This is a genomic window from Streptomyces chattanoogensis (assembly GCF_001294335.1).
GTDB lineage: Bacteria > Actinomycetota > Actinomycetes > Streptomycetales > Streptomycetaceae > Streptomyces > Streptomyces chattanoogensis.
The window spans coordinates 166,992-183,475 of sequence record NZ_LGKG01000013.1 but is presented as its reverse complement, the minus strand read 5'-3'; the positions used below and the strand labels follow the sequence as shown (position 1 = coordinate 183,475).

17 protein-coding genes and 1 tRNA gene are annotated in these 16,484 nt (G+C 72.0%); 10 read left to right on the top strand and 8 right to left on the bottom strand.

Going from position 1 to position 16,484, the window contains the following annotated elements; genetic code table 11:
• The first annotated feature begins 70 nt into the window (after positions 1-70).
• The 7 genes from ADL29_RS05025 (at position 71) to ADL29_RS04995 (ending at position 7,035) form a co-directional block, all read left to right on the top strand.
• On the top strand, positions 71-553 hold the full coding sequence (locus ADL29_RS05025; RefSeq protein ID WP_003953493.1) for a CarD family transcriptional regulator: 483 nt from the start codon (positions 71-73) through the stop codon (positions 551-553).
• A gap of 374 nt (positions 554-927) precedes the next feature.
• Positions 928-1,674, top strand: coding sequence for a 2-C-methyl-D-erythritol 4-phosphate cytidylyltransferase (ispD, locus tag ADL29_RS05020; protein ID WP_053922521.1), 747 nt, complete (start codon positions 928-930; stop codon positions 1,672-1,674).
• Positions 1,667-2,182 carry a 2-C-methyl-D-erythritol 2,4-cyclodiphosphate synthase gene (gene ispF, locus ADL29_RS05015; RefSeq protein WP_046926595.1) on the top strand — a complete coding sequence of 172 codons (516 nt, stop codon included), beginning with the start codon at positions 1,667-1,669 and terminating at the stop codon, positions 2,180-2,182. Before ispD ends, ispF begins: the two co-directional genes overlap by 8 nt.
• An 86-nt stretch (positions 2,183-2,268) precedes the next feature.
• Positions 2,269-2,673, top strand: a complete 405-nt coding sequence (locus tag ADL29_RS05010; RefSeq protein ID WP_053922520.1) for a PPOX class F420-dependent oxidoreductase — start codon at positions 2,269-2,271, stop codon at positions 2,671-2,673.
• A 123-nt stretch (positions 2,674-2,796) separates the two neighbouring features.
• Positions 2,797-4,188 (top strand): cysteine--tRNA ligase, encoded by a 1,392-nt coding sequence (gene cysS / locus ADL29_RS05005; RefSeq protein WP_053922519.1) that lies wholly within the window; start codon positions 2,797-2,799, stop codon positions 4,186-4,188.
• Between the two features lie 116 nt (positions 4,189-4,304).
• Positions 4,305-5,258: a 23S rRNA (guanosine(2251)-2'-O)-methyltransferase RlmB gene (gene rlmB / locus ADL29_RS05000; RefSeq protein ID WP_053922518.1), complete on the top strand. Its 954-nt coding sequence runs from the start codon at positions 4,305-4,307 to the stop codon at positions 5,256-5,258.
• A gap of 157 nt (positions 5,259-5,415) precedes the next feature.
• Entirely contained in the window at positions 5,416-7,035 is a 1,620-nt protein-coding gene (locus ADL29_RS04995; RefSeq protein WP_078970747.1) for a DoxX family protein, read from the top strand.
• Between the two features lie 157 nt (positions 7,036-7,192).
• Here the strand turns inward: ADL29_RS04995 and ADL29_RS04990 are convergent, their stop codons facing one another.
• From ADL29_RS04990 to ADL29_RS04980, 3 genes are all read right to left on the bottom strand, one after another.
• Positions 7,193-7,921 (bottom strand): nucleotidyltransferase family protein, encoded by a 729-nt coding sequence (locus ADL29_RS04990; RefSeq protein ID WP_053922517.1) that lies wholly within the window; start codon positions 7,919-7,921, stop codon positions 7,193-7,195.
• Between the two features lie 30 nt (positions 7,922-7,951).
• A complete protein-coding gene (locus tag ADL29_RS04985) occupies positions 7,952-8,377 on the bottom strand; it encodes a hypothetical protein (RefSeq protein ID WP_053922516.1) in 426 nt (141 codons plus the stop codon).
• Positions 8,378-8,642: 265 nt separating this feature from the next.
• Positions 8,643-9,779, bottom strand: coding sequence for an ABC transporter ATP-binding protein (locus ADL29_RS04980; protein ID WP_046926588.1), 1,137 nt, complete (start codon positions 9,777-9,779; stop codon positions 8,643-8,645).
• Between the two features lie 207 nt (positions 9,780-9,986).
• Between ADL29_RS04980 and ADL29_RS04975 the strand changes: the two genes are divergently transcribed.
• The 3 genes from ADL29_RS04975 (at position 9,987) to ADL29_RS45955 (ending at position 11,215) form a co-directional block, all read left to right on the top strand.
• Positions 9,987-10,060 (top strand) — tRNA-Thr (locus tag ADL29_RS04975).
• Positions 10,061-10,244: 184 nt separating this feature from the next.
• Entirely contained in the window at positions 10,245-10,958 is a 714-nt protein-coding gene (locus tag ADL29_RS04970) for a helix-turn-helix transcriptional regulator (protein ID WP_053922515.1), read from the top strand.
• A 125-nt stretch (positions 10,959-11,083) separates the two neighbouring features.
• The gene (locus ADL29_RS45955) at positions 11,084-11,215 is read left to right on the top strand and encodes a hypothetical protein (protein WP_281181764.1); all 132 of its coding nucleotides are present in this window, start codon (positions 11,084-11,086) and stop codon (positions 11,213-11,215) included.
• A 315-nt stretch (positions 11,216-11,530) separates the two neighbouring features.
• Here ADL29_RS45955 and gdhA read toward each other — a convergent pair whose 3' ends face one another.
• The 5 genes from gdhA to ADL29_RS04945 form a co-directional block, all read right to left on the bottom strand.
• On the bottom strand, positions 11,531-12,910 hold the full coding sequence (gene gdhA, locus ADL29_RS04965) for an NADP-specific glutamate dehydrogenase (protein ID WP_053922514.1): 1,380 nt from the start codon (positions 12,908-12,910) through the stop codon (positions 11,531-11,533).
• A 70-nt stretch (positions 12,911-12,980) separates the two neighbouring features.
• Positions 12,981-14,243 (bottom strand): beta-ketoacyl-[acyl-carrier-protein] synthase family protein, encoded by a 1,263-nt coding sequence (locus ADL29_RS04960; RefSeq protein ID WP_053922513.1) that lies wholly within the window; start codon positions 14,241-14,243, stop codon positions 12,981-12,983.
• A complete protein-coding gene (locus tag ADL29_RS04955; RefSeq protein ID WP_053922512.1) occupies positions 14,240-14,491 on the bottom strand; it encodes an acyl carrier protein in 252 nt (83 codons plus the stop codon). Before ADL29_RS04955 ends, ADL29_RS04960 begins: the two co-directional genes overlap by 4 nt.
• Positions 14,464-15,570, bottom strand: coding sequence for a beta-ketoacyl-ACP synthase III (locus ADL29_RS04950; protein WP_053922511.1), 1,107 nt, complete (start codon positions 15,568-15,570; stop codon positions 14,464-14,466). The genes ADL29_RS04955 and ADL29_RS04950 overlap by 28 nt, the downstream gene beginning before the upstream one ends.
• A 30-nt stretch (positions 15,571-15,600) precedes the next feature.
• Positions 15,601-16,476, bottom strand: coding sequence for an SDR family NAD(P)-dependent oxidoreductase (locus ADL29_RS04945; RefSeq protein ID WP_053922623.1), 876 nt, complete (start codon positions 16,474-16,476; stop codon positions 15,601-15,603).
• Positions 16,477-16,484 lie beyond the last annotated feature (8 nt).

Sequence of the window (16,484 nt, the reverse complement as noted above, 5' to 3'; positions counted from 1 at the left end):
TGCGAAAACGCCATTCAGAACGGTCCCGTCCCGTGTTAGCATGGATAGCCACGGAAGGGGTACCTGTCACATGACGTTCAAGGTTGGCGACACCGTGGTCTATCCCCATCACGGGGCCGCGCTGATCGAGGCCATCGAAACTCGCCAGATCAAAGGCGTGGACAAGACCTACTTGGTGCTGAAGGTCGCCCAGGGCGACTTGACTGTTCGTGTGCCAGCGGACAATGCGGAGTTCGTCGGCGTACGCGACGTGGTTGGTCAGGACGGGCTGGACCGGGTCTTCGAGGTGCTGCGTGCACCGTACGCCGAAGAGCCGACGAACTGGTCCCGTCGCTACAAGGCAAATCTCGAGAAGCTCGCATCGGGCGACGTCATCAAGGTCGCCGAGGTGGTTCGCGACCTGTGGCGTCGTGAGCGTGAGCGCGGTCTGTCCGCCGGTGAGAAGAGGATGCTCGCCAAGGCGCGCCAGATTCTGGTGAGCGAGCTCGCCCTCGCGGAGAACACCAACGAAGACAAGGCCGAGGCTCTGCTCGACGAGGTCCTCGCGTCCTGACGACGCACAGCGCCAAAACCGCAATGCCCAGCGTTCACGGTCAAGCAGCATCCCTGCTCAAGCGTGATATGGCGTAAAGCGACGTAGCAATGCCGCGGTGCCCGAGTGACGATCGACTCCCCGACGGAGCGGTCTGTTGCCGGGCGCTGCGGCATATCTGCGGTACAACGGCGCCGTCCGCACCGGATGAGAAGTGATGAAGGCCCGCCATACGCACCAATGGCGTGCCGGGCCCGGGCAGCTGCCTCGACCGATGTCACGGAAGGGTCCGGTCTAGGCGTCGCGCCCGGCACGCTGAGGCCATACCCACCTCGGCCGAGGAAACAAACCTGTCTGCGCCAATTCCGGGCTCGCCCCGGACTCCGGAGCCATCGATGTCAGATCCCTCCCGCCCCCTCCGCACCGCCGCCGTGATCCCCGCCGCCGGCCGCGGCGTCCGGCTGGGCCCCGGCGCCCCCAAGGCGCTGCGCGCCCTGGGCGGCATCCCCATGCTGGTGCACGCCGTCCGCGCGATGGCCGCCTCGCGCGCGGTCTCCCTCGTCGTGGTGGTCGCCCCGCCCGACGGCGCCACCGAGGTCCGCCACCTCCTCGACGAGCACCCGCTCAGCGACCGCACCGACCTGCTGGTGGTGCCCGGCGGCGAGACCCGCCAGGACTCCGTACGGCGCGGACTCGCGGCGCTGCCGGACGGCATCGACGCGGTGCTGGTGCACGACGCGGCGCGCCCGCTGGTCCCCGTCGACACGGTCGACGCGGTGATCGCGGCGGTACGCGCCGGCGCGCCCGCCGTCGTCCCGGCGCTGCCGCTCGCCGACACCGTCAAGCAGGTCGAGCCCCAGCCGCAGGGCACCCCGGAGCCGGTCGTCGGCACCCCTGAGCGGGCCCTGCTGCGCGCCGTGCAGACGCCGCAGGGCTTCGACCGCGAGACCCTGCTCAAGGCGCATGACACCGTCGTCGAGGGCGAGGGTGCCACCGACGACGCCGGGCTGGTCGAACGGCTCGGGCAGCCGGTCGTGGTGGTGCCCGGCCACGAGGAAGCGTTCAAGGTGACCCGGCCGCTGGACCTCGTCCTGGCCGAGGCCGTACTCGCCCGCAGGAGGGCCACCGATGGCTATGTCTGAGCCCACCCCCGCACCCGTCGCGGGCATCCCCCTCGTCGGCATCGGCACGGATGTGCACGCCTTCGAGCACGGCCGGGAGCTGTGGTGCGCCGGGCTGCTCTGGGACGCCGCCGACAGCGACGGATTCGGCCTGGCCGGTCACAGCGACGGCGACGTGGCCGCGCACGCCGCCTGTGACGCGCTGTTCTCGGCCGCCGGCGTCGGCGACCTCGGCGCGCACTTCGGCACCGGCCGCCCCGAGTGGTCCGGCGCCTCCGGCGTGACGCTGCTGGCCGAGGCCGCGCGCATCGTACGGGCCGAGGGGTTCGCCATCGGCAATGTCGCGGTGCAGGTCATCGGCGTACGGCCCAAGGTCGGCAAGCGGCGGGACGAGGCGCAGAAGGCGCTGTCGGCGGCGGTCGGGGCGCCGGTCTCGGTCTCGGGGACGACGTCCGACGGGCTGGGGCTGACGGGCCGCGCCGAGGGGCTGGCGGCGGTGGCGACGGCGTTGGTGGTCCGTACGGGCTGAACCGGTGGCACGGGCGGCGCCGCGGGGGAATGCCGTGCCGGGTACGGGTGTTGAGGGGAGCAACGGCCCACAGGAAGGACCCTCCCGTGACTGCCACTCTCTCCGACGACCTCAAGCGGCTCCTCGACACCCCGGTGTTCGTGACCGTGGCGACGATCCAGCCCGACGGCAGCCCCCAGGTCTCCCCGGTCTGGGTGAAGCGGGACGGTGACGATCTGCTGATCTCGACGACCGTCGGACGCCGCAAGGAGGCCAACCTCCGCCGCGATCCGCGCGTCTCGGTCGTCATCCAGCCCTTCGACGCCCCGTACACCTACGCCGAGGTCCGGGGTTCGGCCTCGCTCACCACCGAGGGCGGCCAGGCGCTGATCGACGAGCTGTCGCAGAAGTACACAGGGAAGCGGTACGCGGAGTTCAACCCGGCGGCGGGCGAGGACGCCGAGCGGGTCGTCATCCGGATCACCCCGCGCAAGGTGGTCGGCCGCATATAGAGAGCCGGAGACGTCCGGGGATCCGCGTCCGCGGGGCGCCGCAAATGGGGCGAGTGTCACGGTTCTGTGACCCCGCCGCCGACGGGTCACGGGGCACTGCTTGCTTCCGACTACCCTGGTTCCGTGACGATTCGCCTGTACGACACCAGCGCCCGGCAGATTCGCGACTTCATCCCGCTCACGCCGGGCTGTGTCTCGATCTACCTGTGTGGTGCCACCGTGCAGGCCGCCCCGCACATCGGGCACATCAGGTCGGGGCTGAACTTCGACATCATGCGCCGCTGGTTCGCCTACCGCGGCTATGACGTCACCTTCGTGCGCAATGTGACGGACATCGACGACAAGATCATCCAGAAGTCGGCCGAGCAGAGCCGCCCCTGGTGGTCGATCGGCTACGAGAACGAGGTCGCCTTCAACACGGCGTACGACGCTCTCGGCTGCCTGCGTCCGACGTACGAGCCGCGCGCCACCGGCCACATCCCCGAGATGATCGAGATGATGCGCGGCCTGATCGAGCGCGGTCATGCCTACGCCGCCGAGGGGAACGTCTACTTCGACGTGCGGTCCTTCCCCGGTTACCTGGGACTGTCCAACCAGGACCTGGACCACCTCAAGCAGCCGTCGGGCGAGGGCGAGACCGGCAAGCGGGACCCGCGCGACTTCGCGATGTGGAAGGCGGCCAAGGAGGGCGAGCCCAGCTGGGAGACCCCCTGGGGCCGCGGCCGGCCCGGGTGGCACCTGGAGTGCTCGGCGATGGCCCACAAGTACCTGGGCGAGGCGTTCGACATCCACGGCGGCGGCATCGACCTCATCTTCCCGCACCACGAGAACGAGATCGCGCAGGCCAAGGCCTTCGGCGACGGCTTCGCGATGTACTGGACGCACAACGCCTGGGTGACCATGAGCGGCGAGAAGATGTCCAAGTCGCTGGGCAACTCCCTGCTGGTGAGCGAGATGGTCAAGCAGTGGCGGCCCATCGTGCTGCGCTACTACCTCGGCACCCCGCACTACCGCTCCATGATCGAGTACAGCGAGGACGCGCTGCGTGAGGCGGAGGCGGCGTTCGCCCGTATCGAGGGATTCGTCCAGCGGGTCGTGGAGAAGGCCGGGGCCGTCGAGCCCGCGGACGAGGTCCCGCCGGCCTTCGCCGAGGCGATGGACGACGACCTGGGCGTGCCGCAGGCGCTGGCGATCGTGCACACCGCCGTGCGGCAGGGCAATGCGGCGCTGTCCGCGGACGACAAGGAGGCGGCCGTCGCCCGGCTGGCCGAGGTCCGCGCCATGCTCGGCGTGCTGGGCCTGGACCCGCTGGACGAGCGCTGGTCGGGCGGCGCGGACCGCGGTGCGGACCTGCACGGGGTGGTGGACTCCCTCGTACGGCTCGTCCTGGACCAGCGGCAGTCGGCCCGTGCCCGCAAGGACTACGCCACCGCCGACGCCATCCGCGACCAGCTCCAGCAGTCCGGTCTCGCCATCGAGGACACCCCGTCGGGCCCCCGCTGGTCGCTGTCCTGACCCCCGGCCACCAGCCGGATTCGCCCTTCCCGGTGGCTGCGGGCGACACTCAATCCATACGTACGTACCCACTCCACGTCGCGAGACGTCGAGAGCAGTGAAGAAACAGGTGACCCATGGCCGGCAACAGCCAGCGCAGGAACCGCCGCACGTCCAACAAGAAGGGCGCCCAGGTCGGCAGTGGCGGTAAGCGGCGCCGGGGCCTGGAGGGCAAGGGCCCGACCCCGCCCGCCTCCGCACGCAAGGGGCACGTCAAGAACCGCGTCGCCAACGCCAAGGCCAAGCAGGCCGCGGCGCGCCGCCCTGCCCCGCGGCGCGGCGGCGCCAAGGGCACCGCGGAGCTGGTCGTCGGCCGTAACCCGGTAGTCGAGGCGCTGCGCGAGGGCGTGCCCGCCACCACGCTCTACGTCCAGCAGTTCATCGACAGCGACGAGCGGGTACGCGAGGCCCTCCAGCTCGCCGCCGACCGCGGGATGAACCTCATGGAGGCGCCGCGGCCCGAGCTGGACCGGATGACCAACGGGCTCAACCACCAGGGCCTGGTCGCACAGATCCCGCCGTACGAGTACGCGCACCCGGAGGACCTCGCCGCGGCCGCCTTCGACGACGGTGAGGACCCGCTGATCGTCGCGCTGGACGGCGTCACCGACCCGCGCAACCTGGGTGCCGTCGTCCGCTCCGTCTCCGCCTTCGGCGGCCACGGCGTGGTCGTGCCGGAGCGCCGCGCGGCCGGGATGACGGCCGGCGCCTGGAAGACCTCGGCGGGCACCGCGGCCCGTACGCCGGTCGCCCGCGCCACCAACCTGACCCGCACCCTGGAGGCGTACCAGAAGGCGGGCCTGACGGTCGTCGGCCTCGCCGCGGACGGCGAGCTGGAGCTGCAGGACGTCGAGGCGCTGGACGGCCCGGTGGTCATCGTGGTCGGCAGCGAGGGCAAGGGCCTGTCGCGGCTGGTCGGCGAGACCTGCGACGTGCGGGTGCGGATCCCGATGCCGGGCGGCGCGGAGTCGCTGAACGCCGGTGTCGCGGCCGGTGTCGTCCTGTGGGAGGCGGCGCGCCGCCGCGGCTGAGCGGAGTGCGGCCCCGGGGTGCGACGACCGCCACATCCCGGGGCAAAGCCTGACCCTCCGTGCCACGTGCTCATATCCCCCGATCTTTTGACGGGTCTCGGACAGATCGAACCGGTCAAGGCAGTGTCTTAACCGCGGGTCACTCGGTTAGATGAGCGTGGACACCAGAACACCCCGCACGCCTACGGGGGGACGCTCGCCGGGCTTCGATGACGAGCCCATCCTGAGCTCGGTCAAGGTGCCGTGCGATCCCGCGCAGGTCATCGTCAACCACGCCAGTTTCCGTGTACAGCTCGCCGCGCCCGCGGTCGACACCGCGCGCATCCCCGTCATCCGGGGGGCGTCCGTTCCCGCCAGACGGCGGGCGCCCGTGGTGTGGAGCGGCCGTACGGCCCCGGGCGGCACGGCCGGCGCCACCACCCAACTCCTGCACGCGGTACGCAACGCGGGCATCGGTCTGGACAACGGCCTGGACAGCGGCCAGGGCGAGGACGTCGGGACGACCCAGGTCCTGCCCCGGATCCGCGTCGACGACGCCCCCGCCCCCGCCCAGACCGTGGTCGGCCAGCGCAGCCCCCTCGAATCCGACAACACCCTGCTGCGCGGCGTACGCCCCGTCGGCAGCGCCTTCGCCGACCGGAGCTACGACGACGGCGGCCACGCCGACGACGGCCGCGACGACGGCTACGACGACGGGGACGACGGCCGCTTCGAGGCCCGGAACTCCTACGACACCAAGCGGCGCGGCGGCGATTCTGTACGCCACGCCTACTACCCGGGACGCCGCATGAACCTCGGCGTCGTCCTCCTCCCGCTGCGCATCTTCCTCGGCCTGATCTCCGTCTACGCCGGTATGGGCAAGCTCTGCGACCCCGTCTACTTCGACGGCGGAGAGCGGGGCTCGATGGTCAAGTGGCTGCTGTCGCTGGACCCCTGGGAGCTGGCGGTGCCGCTGCGCGACTTCGCCGTCTCGCACCCGGTCGGCGCCGGACTGACCATCGCCTTCCTCCAGGTGGTCGTCGGCGTACTGACCATCTGCGGACTGTGGCAGCGGCTCGCCGCGTCGATCGGCGCGCTGCTCTCCGCGGCGCTGCTGATGACCGTCAGCTGGCGCACCGTCCCGGCCTACGACGCCCCCGACATCATCTACCTCGCCGCCTGGAGCCCGCTGATCATCGCGGGCGCCCCGGTCTACTCCATGGACGGGCGGCTGGCCGGTGAGGCCTGGCGGCGGCTCGGCCCGCGGGTCGAGGTCGGCGAGCTGCGGCGCCGGGTGCTGCGGCGCGGCGCCGTGATGACCGCGGTGGTGGCCGGGCTGACGCTGCTCATCGGGTCGCTGCTCGGCGGCGCCGTACGGTCGGCGACGGTCGCTCCCGTACCGCGGCCGGGCGAGCCCGCGATCAACAACCTGCCCGGTTCGCCGCTGCCGAAGGCCGGCAAGAAGACCACCCGGCCCGGCTCCCGGCACCGCGCCGGCTTCGGCACCCCGAAGCGCCGCGGCACACCGTCCGCCGGGGCTTCGCACAAGGCAGGCGTCGGGCGGCCGTCCGCCTCGACGGTGCCCACGGCCGGCACCACCAGCGGCGCGGCCCAGCCCGGCGGCGCGACCACCAGCGGTCCGCCGCAGCAGCGCGTCCCGTCCCGCACCTCCGTCCCCAGCCACAGCACGCCGAGCTCCGGCGGCACGGGCGGCGGCACCACGGGCGGCACGAGCAGCAGCCCCGCCGGCTCCGACAGCGACTCCGGGCGCGGCGGCACGCTGGGCGGCCTCCTGTAGCCGATCACCGACCGGACCGCGCCGCGCGCCTGTCCCCGGCCACCGTCAGTACGGTGGCCGGGGACAGCCGCATTCACGGGCGCTTACGGGCGGCGCTAGCGGGCGCAGGGCCGCCCAGCGGTGCCACGGCGAAGTGCCACGCGCCACACGCCGGGGTTCAACGCCCTTGCGTACCCAGTTCCTTGGCGGCCTCGTCGAGGTCCTTGGCGGTGTCGATGGCGCGCCAGTAGGCCCCGTGCGGGAGCGGGTAGCCGGCGAGCCGGCGTTCGCGGGCGAGGCGGGGGAAGGTGGTGCGCTCGTGGTCGCCGCGGGCGGGCAGCAGGTCCCGGAAGGCCGCGGAGAAGGCGTAGACGCCCGCGTTGACGAGATACGGGGAGGGCGGGGCCTCGATGAAGTCCAGGATGTGTCCAAAGGCGTCGGTCTCGACGACGCCCCAGGGGATCCGCGGGCGGGCCAGCGCGAGGGTGGCATCGGCGTCGCGCTCGCGGTGGAAGGCGGCCATCTCACGGAGCGGGAAGCGGGTCCAGATGTCGCCGTTGGTGGCGTACCAGGGCTCTTCCGGGCGGGGGAGGGAGGCGGCGGCGTGTTTGAGTCCGCCGCCGCGGCCCAGCGGTTCGGTCTCGACAACGGTCGTGACCCGCAAGGGCAGTTGGGCCCGGTCCAGCCAGTCCTGGAGCACCCCGGCCAGACGGCCGCAGGAGATGACGACGTCGGTGACGCCTTCGTCGGCCAGCCACTTCAGCTGGTGGCCGATGATCGGGGTCCCGGTCCCGGGAATCTCGACCATCGGCTTGGGCCGGTCGTCGGTGTACGGGCGAAGACGTGAGCCCTGGCCCCCGGCCAGGACCACGGCCTGCGTGGGATACGGGTGCGGGGCGTCTGCCATGGTTCGCACCCTATGCGGTGCGCGCCAAGGTCACTGGGCGGCGGCCACGCCGGAGGCGAAGGATGTGTCGCAGACCGGGCGGGAGTAGGCCTGGGCGCGGTGTGCGGCACCGTACTTGGCGACCGCGGCGCGGCCGAGGCTCTCGGCGATGCCGGTGCAGTACCTGGCCAGCGAGGGCCGTGCGTTCATCTCCTTCTGGAGGTTGGTGAGGGCGTATCCGGGATCCTTCTCCTGGAGGTCGAGCAGGAGGCGGTCCCGAAGGATCTCCTGCGGGGCCATGGCGGCCTGCCGGCCGGCCTTGGTGGAGGCCTTTCCGGAGGCTGCGGTCAGTACCTGCGAGTCGGTCGCCGTCGACGCCCACGGGACGCGGGTGACCGCGAGGGTCCCGGAGAGGACGAGGACGACGGGCAGGACAAGAGCGAGAGTTCGGCCGATGCGGCGAGCTGCTGAGTTCACGGTCGCGATGGTAGCGAGCAGTGATGATTTGGCGACATTTGGTCACCTTATCGAGGGACGAAATGGCCCGTCGATGCGGTTATGAGGTTGACGAACCGGTACGAAAAGCCGGTTCTGTCGGGGTATTTGTGGGCGATTGGCGGCGTGGCGGGTGTAGCGGGCGCCGCGATGGGGCAGTGGCGCTTGTTCTGTCACTCTCCGCCACGAAGAACGGCGGCGGCGCCGGGTGGGACCCCGGCGCTGCCGCCGTCACCGCACGCCTGTGTCAGTCGCTGAGCCGCTCGCCGGACGACGTGGAGAACACATGCGTCTCACCCGGCATCGGCACGACGTGCAGCTGGGTGCCCTTCTCCGGGACCTGGCGGCCGTTGACCCGTACGACCAGGTCCTTGACCTCGCCGCCGACCTCCGCGGTGCCGTAGACGTAGCCGTCGGCGCCGAGCTCCTCGACGACATTGACCGTGACGGCCAGGCCCGCGGGGGCGTCCGCCGCTTCCTTGGAGAGCGACCTCGCCGCAGCGCTGTTCTGCTCGACGATCTCGAAGTGCTCGGGCCGCACGCCCACGGTGACCGTACGGTCACCCTTGTCGGCGGCCGCGGCCAGCGCCTCGCGGTTCACCGGCACCACGCTGTTGCCGAACTTCACCCCGCCGTCGGTGATCGGCACCTCCACCAGGTTCATCGCCGGCGACCCGATGAATCCGGCGACGAAGAGATTGGCCGGCCGGTCGTACATGTTCCGCGGCGAGTCGATCTGCTGCAGCAGCCCGTCCTTCAGAACGGCGACCCGGTCGCCCATCGTCATGGCCTCGACCTGGTCGTGGGTGACATACACCGTGGTGATCCCCAGGCGCCGCTGCAGCCCCGCGATCTGCGTACGGGTCTGCACCCGCAGCTTCGCGTCCAGGTTGGACAGCGGCTCGTCCATCAGGAACACCTGCGGCTCCCGCACGATCGCCCGCCCCATCGCCACCCGCTGCCGCTGGCCGCCGGAAAGCGCCTTGGGCTTGCGCCCCAGGTACTCGGTCAGGTCCAGGATCTTCGCCGCATCCTCGACCTTCTGCCGGATCTCCGCCTTCGGCACCCCGGCGATCTTGAGCGCAAAGCCCATGTTGTCGGCGACCGTCATATGCGGGTAGAGCGCGTAGTTCTGGAACACCATCGCGATGTCCCGGTCCTTGGGCGGCAGATGCGTGACATCGCGGTCCCCGATGCGGATGGCGCCGCCGTCGACGTCCTCCAGCCCCGCGAGCATCCGCAGCGAGGTGGACTTGCCGCACCCGGAGGGGCCGACGAGGACGAGGAACTCGCCGTCCTCGATCGCGATGTCGAGCTTGTCGACGGCGGGCTTGTCGGAACCCGGGTAGATACGGGTTGCCTGGTCGTAAGTGACCGTAGCCATGGTGATATGTCCCTTCACCGGCAGGAACGTGCCGGACGATCCGAGTAAAGGTGTGGTGTAGTCCACCACGGTGGACTGGCCGTGACGCTACCCTCGGCGCGGCGCCGTGTCAGTAGCTCTTGGGTCACGAAATTTCCCGGCCACCCGGCGGTCCCGGGAATTAGGGCGACGGGCATCCGGTACGCCTGGGTACACTGCTTCACGCACGCCTCCTTAGCTCAGCTGGTCAGAGCGCCGCTCTTGTAAAGCGAAGGTCGTCGGTTCGAATCCGACAGGGGGCTCTGTGTACGCGGCGCTGACCTGGGGTTTCTCCCCGGGGAAGCGTTCTGTTCGGCCTCGGGCTCCTCGTCCGGGGCCGTTTGCGTGTGTGGTGTGTGAGGAGGAGGGGTCGGAGCCCCCTGGGCGTCCTTCGCGGCGGCCCAGGAAGCCTTCGTCCGGCGGGCCCTGGCCTAGCCTGGGAACGACATGAACCGAACCGAACGCCTCTACGCCCTGGTCGACGAGTTGCGGGCGATCGCTCCGCGGCCGCGCACGGTCGGCTGGCTGTCTGCCAGGTTCGGGGTGTCCCGGCGTACCGTGCAGCGCGATCTGCAGGCTCTGACGGAGACGGGAGTCCCGGTACGGGCCGAGGCCGGGCGGCACGGCGGCTGGTTCATCGACCGCAGGACCGCGCTCCCGCCGATCAATCTCACCGGACCGGAGGCGCTGGCGGTGGCCACGGCGCTGGCCGGGGCCGAGGACGCCACCCCGTTCTCGGCCGCGGGCCGCAGCGCGATGCGCAAGCTGGCCGCCGCGCTCGACGAATCCGCCGCCGACGAGGTACGCGCCCTGACCGAGCTGATCCATGTGCTGCCCGCCCGCACGGCACCGAGCGTTCTCGCCACCGTGGAACAGGCCGTGGCACAACGGCGGGTGGTGTGGATCCGGTATGCCGACGCGGCCGGGCGGGAAAGCGAACGGGAGGTCGAGCCGGGCGGGTTGCTGGCCGCCGAGGGGTCCTGGTACCTGGTCGGCTGGTGCCGTCACCGTCGCGCCGGGCGGGGGTTCCGCCTGGACCGTATCCGCGCCGCGGAACTGCGCGACGAGCCGGCGCGCGAACGCACCCTCGCCGCACTCGACCGCGATCTCGCGGGCCGCATCCGGCACACCGAAACGCTCCGCTCGCTCAGCCGCGGCTGACCGGGCGGACCAGACGCGGAGTGGATGCGGAGTGGACACGGGGTCTGTCCGGAGGCGGTCCGGAGCCGGTCCCGCTTTCCGGCGATCCCTGAACAAGTGAGCGGTCCGGCGCCTACGATCCCGGCATGAGCGCTGTGTTGATCATCGGCGTCGGTGACATGGGGGAACAGCTCGCGGCAGGGCTCGCCGGCCGGAGGCATCCGGCGGTGCGGGCGGCCGTCACGACCGTGGCCAGTGCGTACACCACGGGGAGCTGATACGGCAGTCGCAGGGCCGGCCCCGCATCGCGGACCGCTCGGTCTCGCTCGACCTGCCCTCCGGACTCACCGAGGACGAGGCGTCGCGTACAACGAGCGCAGGGGCCGCGCGGACGGCGTGGAGCGCATCGGTGAGGACGGGACGGTGTACTTCACCGGAGCGAGCCGTGCAGCGGTGGCCGGCATCGCGCCCGACCTGGCCGAACCGCTCCGTGTCGACGACATCGCCGTACGGGGGGAGCGACTCCGCGCGGTGCTCGGGCAGCCCCGTCAGGTGCCTCACACAGCGCCCCGCCAGCTGGGGCGTGCCGTCCGTTATACGAGGCCCTGCGCGAGCATGCCGGTGGCGAGGCGCTCGAAGCCGGCGATGTTGGCGCCCGTGAGGTAGTCGCCCGGTGCGCCGAAGCGGTCGGCCGTCTCGTAGCAGGTGTCGTGGATGCGGTGCATGACGGCGGCGAGTCGGGCCGCGGTCTGTGTGCGGGACCAGGTCTGGCGGGTGGCGTTCTGCTGCATCTCCAGGACGCTGGCGGCCACGCCGCCGGCGTTGGCGGCCTTGCCGGGGCCGAAGCTGACGCCCGCCTGCTGCAGGACGTGCACGGCACCCGGCGTGGTGGGCATGTTCGCCCCCTCCACGACCGCCTTCACGCCGTTGGCGACCAGCGTCGCGGCGGCCTCGGCGTCCAGTTCGTTCTGCGTGGCGCACGGGAGCGCGAGATCGGCGGGGACGTCCCAGACGCGGCCGCCGGGTACGTAGCGCGCGGAGGTGCCGCGTCGGTGCGGGTAGACGTGGAGGCGTCCGCGCTCGACTTCCTTGAGGTGTTTGAGGAGGGGGAGGTCGATTCCCTTCTCGTCCAGTACGCAGCCGGCGGAATCGGATGCGGTCAGGACATGGGCGCCGAGCTCCTGGGCCTTCTCGATGGCGTGCAGCGCGACGTTGCCCGACCCGGAGACGGCGACCCGCCGGCCGTCCAGGCTCTCCCCGCGCACCGTCAGCATGTCCGCGAGAAAGAGCACCGCGCCGTATCCGGTGGCCTGGGGCCGTAGTTCCGAGCCGCCCCATGCGCGGCCCTTGCCGGTGAGGGTGCCGGATTCCCAGCGGTTGGTGATCCGGCGGTACTGGCCGAAGAGATAGCCGATCTCCCGGCTGCCGACGCCGATGTCGCCCGCGGGAATGTCGGTGTGCTCGCCCAGATGGCGATGGAGCTCGGTCATGAAGGACTGGCAGAACCGCATCACTTCGGCGTCCGACCTGCCGCGCGGATCGAAGTCGCTGCCACCCTTTCCGCCGCCGATGCCGAAGCCGGTGAGGGCGTTCTTGAAGGTCTGCTCGAAGCCGAGGAACTTCACGATGCCGAGGTTCAGGGAGGGGTGGAAGCGCAGTCCGCCCTTGTACGGGCCGAGGGCGCTGTTGAACTCCACCCGGAATCCGCGGTGGACGTGGGGCGCACCGGAGTCGTCCTGCCACGGGACCCGGAAGATGATCTGCCGCTCGGGTTCGGCGATGCGCTCGATCAGGCCGGGTTCGGCGAGTTCCGGGCGGGCGGCCAGGACCGGGGCGAGCGAGCTCAGGACCTCGTGTGCGGCCTGCTGGAATTCCGGCTCTCCGGGATTGCGCCGGCACAGGTGGGTGTAGAGGCTGCGGAGACGGGGGGTGGGGAGGGCGCGGAACGCCCCGGTGGGGGTGTCGGACGACATGGTGTTCCTTCTTGTCCCTTCTGAGCTCTTCTTGTTCTTGTGTGAGCCTTTCTGTCCTTCTGTGCGCTTCCTAGGCGGCCGGCCGGAAGGCGAGCACGGTGTTGTGGCCGCCGAAGCCGGAGGAGTTGCTCAGGGCGAGGCGGATCCGATGTCTGCGGGGGGTGCCGCTCACCAGGTCCACGGCGCTCAGTTCCGGCTCGTGGTGGTGGAAGTTGGCGGTCGGCGGGGCGAGTTGGTTCTCGACGGTCAGCGCGGTGAGGGCGGCCTCGATGGCGCCGGCCGCGCCCATGGTGTGGCCGAGGACGCCCTTGGCCGAGGTGACCGAGGGGTGGGTGGTGCCGAACACCCGGTGGAGCACGGCGGCTTCGGTGCGGTCGTTGAGGGGGGTGCTCGTTCCGTGCGCGTTGATGTGGTCGACGTCCAGAGGGGTCGCGTCGGCCGTGCGCAGCGCCTCGTACAGGGCCAGCCGCAGTCCGTACCCCTCGGGGTCGGGAGCCACCGGCCGGTGCGCGTCGGCGGAAGCGCCGTAACCGGCGAGGTGTGCGTGGAGCCGGGCGCCGCGGTGTACGGCGTCGGTGCGGCGTTCCAGTACGAGGACGCCGGCGCCCTCGCTCAGGACGAAACCGTCGCGGCCGGCGTCGAAGGGGCGGGAGGCGCCGGCGGGGTCGTCGTGGCGCCTGGAGAGCGCGCCCATTCTGGCGAAGGCGGTGGCGCACATGGGGGTGACCATGGCGTCGGCCCCGCCGGCGATCGCGATGTCGCAGGCGTCGCTGTGCAGCAGCATCGCCGCGGTGATCAGCGCGGTGGCGCCGGATGCGCAGGCCGTGGCCGTGTGCAGTACCGGCCCTTTGGCGTGCAGGGCGATCGCCAGCTGCCCGGCGGCCATGTTGGGCAGGAAGGCGGGGAGCGTGAGCGGCGAGACCGTATGGGCGCCGGTGTCCAGGAACTTGCGGTGCTGGTGCTCGTAGATGCCGACGCCGCCGGCCGCCGACCCCAGGATCACCGCGACCCGGCTGCCGATCCAGGCGCCGGGGTCCAGACCGGCGTCGTCCACCGCTTCCTGCGCCGCGGCCAGGGCGAACTGCGTGAACCGGTCGTGCCGCCAGGGGCGGGCGCCGCGCACATGGAGGCGGGGGTCGAACCCGGGGACCCGGCAGGAGAGGGAGACCGGAAGCCCGGCGAGCGCGGGATCGGCGGCCGCGGCCGCCGTGCCGGCGCAGACCCCCGCCCAGGTGTCCTGCCTGCCGATGCCCGCCGGGGTCACCAGGCCGATGCCGGTGACGGCGAGGGTGTCCCGTCCGGCGGCGTCCCGTCCGGGGAAGCGGCCGGTCACCGGGCGGGTCCCGGTTCCGTCAGCTGTGCGGCCACGGCCGCCGCGAACTGACGCAGCGTCATGTCCGCGGCGGAGTCGTCCTCGTCCAGCTGGACCTGCCAGTGCTCCTGGAGGGTTACGTAGAGCTCGACGACCGCGAGGGAGTCGAGCTCCAGGTCGGTCAGGGAGACGTCGGGGCCGATCCGGTCGCCGGTGACCTCGAACTTGTCGGTGAGGACGGTCACGAGCGTGTCGTAGACAGTTTCCATGGTGTGCTCCTGTGGGGATGCGGGGCTTCGGAGACGGACGGACGGGGTTCGGGGGCGTACGAGTGCGGGGCGGCGTCCGGCCAGCGCAGGGCGACCGATCCCCAGGTCAGACCGCCGCCGAAGGCGGTGAGGAGACTGCGGGCCCCGGGGCGGACGGCCTTGCGGGCCGCGGTGGCGGCCAGCGCCAGGGGGATGGACGCCGCGGCGGTGTTGCCGACCTCGCGGATGTTGCCGAAGCGGTGCCGGGGGGCGATGCCGATCCGGTCGGCGACCGAGTCGAGGATGCGCTGGTTGGCCTGGTGGCCGATGAAGGCACCGACGCCGTCCGGCCGCCAGCCGGCCAGGTGCAGTACGGCCTGGGAGGATGCGGTCATCCGGCGGACGGCCTGGCCGTACACCTCCCGGCCGCTCATGCGGAAGTAGCGTGCCTCCCGGCACAGCCGTGGCGAGGTGTCGGGCTGCCGGGAGCCGCCCGCGCCGATGGCGATCAGATCGCTGCCCGCGCCGTCCGCACCCAGGTCGACCGCCACCACCGCGCCCGGCTCGCCGTCCTCGCCAACGCGCAGGACGACGGCTCCGGCACCGTCGCCGAAGATCACCGCGGTGTCCCGGTCCAGCGGGTCGATGATGGTGGAGTAGGTCTCGGCCCCGATCACCAGGGGCCGGGCGCACACCCCGCTCCGTACCAGCGAGGTGGCCACCGCCAGGCCGTAGACGAAGCCGGAGCAGACCGCCGCGAGGTCGAAGGCGGGGACCGGTCCCAGGCCCAGCCGGTGCGCGACGTCCGGTGCGGTGCCGGGGCAGCGCCGGTCGGGTGTGGTGGTCGCCAGCAGGACCAGGTCGGCGCGGGTGCCGGCGGACCGCAGGGCCGCCCGGCCCGCGGCCACCGCGAGGTCGCCGGTGCTCGTACCGGGGTCGGCCTGCCGCCGCCGGGCGATGCCGGTACGGGAGCGGATCCAGGCGTCGGTGGTGTCCAGGACGCCCCGGCGTGCCACCTCATCGTTCGTCAGGACGCGCGGCGGCAGGCAGGAGCCGATTCCGCTGATCACGGCAGTGGGAGAGGGTTCGGGTTCGGTCATCGCGGTGGGTCCTCAGCTCTCGGGATGCGGTCAGGCGCCGGCGAAGGGGGAGGGCGGTTTCGGGATCCCGGCGAGTCCCCCGTCGGGTACGGAGGCGCCGCCGTCGAGGAGCAGGGCCTGTCCGGTGACGAACGACGCGGCGGGCGCGGCGAGGAAGAGGGCGGCGGTGGCGACCTCGTGCGGCTCCGCCCAGCGGCCCAGCGGGACATGGGCCATCAGCCAGTCGGACAACGGGCCCGTGGCGTAGGCGAAGCTCGTCATGTCGGTGCGGGTCCAGCCGGGGCAGAGGGCGTTGACCCGGATCCCGTCCCGCGCCCAGCCGGCCGAGAGGCTGCGGGCCAGCGAGATCTGGGCCGCCTTGGACGCGGCGTACGCCTCCATCCTGGGCGTACCGGCCACCCCGGCCAGCGAGGACATCAGCACGACGGCGGCCCGGGGCGAGGCGGCGAGATACCGGTGCGCGCGCCGGCACAGGGCCGCGGTGGCATTGAGGTTGACCGACACCACCGTGTCCCAGTCCCGCTGCGCGGAGTCCTGGAGGGGGACCATCGTGGGGCTGCCGTCGGGCCGGGACGGCAGGATGCCGGCGTTGTGGACGACGATGTCGAGGCCGCCGAGCGCGGTGGCGGCCTGGTCCACCACGGCGTCCGCCGCCCCGGTGTCGGCGAGGTCGCCCGGTACGAGGACGGCCGCGCGCCCTTCCTTCATCACCCGTTCCGCGGTCTCGGTGAGCGCGGTGGCCGAGCGGGCGGACAGCGCCAGGTCGGCGCCGGCCTGGGCGAGCGCCACCGCGACGGCCCGGCCGATGCCGCGGGAGGCGCCGGTGACCAGAGCGCGGGCCCCCTCGAGCCGGAAGGCTTCCAGGGCGGTGCCTCCCGAAGCGGCGTGGTACGTCGGGTCGTTCATGGGCTCGG

Bases quoted from the DNA above. Each gene is read 5' to 3' on its own strand.
- ADL29_RS05025 (WP_003953493.1), top strand. From the start codon at position 71: ATGACGTTCAAGGTTGGCGACACCGTGGTCTATCCCCATCACGGGGCC.
- ispD (WP_053922521.1), top strand. From the start codon at position 928: ATGTCAGATCCCTCCCGCCCCCTCCGCACCGCCGCCGTGATCCCCGCC.
- ispF (WP_046926595.1), top strand. From the start codon at position 1,667: ATGTCTGAGCCCACCCCCGCACCCGTCGCGGGCATCCCCCTCGTCGGC.
- rlmB (WP_053922518.1), top strand. From the start codon at position 4,305: ATGGCCGGCAACAGCCAGCGCAGGAACCGCCGCACGTCCAACAAGAAG.
- ADL29_RS04990 (WP_053922517.1), bottom strand. From the start codon at position 7,921: ATGGCAGACGCCCCGCACCCGTATCCCACGCAGGCCGTGGTCCTGGCC.
- ADL29_RS04980 (WP_046926588.1), bottom strand. From the start codon at position 9,779: ATGGCTACGGTCACTTACGACCAGGCAACCCGTATCTACCCGGGTTCC.
- ADL29_RS04970 (WP_053922515.1), top strand. From the start codon at position 10,245: ATGAACCGAACCGAACGCCTCTACGCCCTGGTCGACGAGTTGCGGGCG.
- ADL29_RS45955 (WP_281181764.1), top strand. From the start codon at position 11,084: ATGAGCGCTGTGTTGATCATCGGCGTCGGTGACATGGGGGAACAGCTC.
- gdhA (WP_053922514.1), bottom strand. From the start codon at position 12,910: ATGTCGTCCGACACCCCCACCGGGGCGTTCCGCGCCCTCCCCACCCCC.
- ADL29_RS04955 (WP_053922512.1), bottom strand. From the start codon at position 14,491: ATGGAAACTGTCTACGACACGCTCGTGACCGTCCTCACCGACAAGTTC.
- ADL29_RS04950 (WP_053922511.1), bottom strand. From the start codon at position 15,570: ATGACCGAACCCGAACCCTCTCCCACTGCCGTGATCAGCGGAATCGGC.
- ADL29_RS04945 (WP_053922623.1), bottom strand. From the start codon at position 16,476: ATGAACGACCCGACGTACCACGCCGCTTCGGGAGGCACCGCCCTGGAA.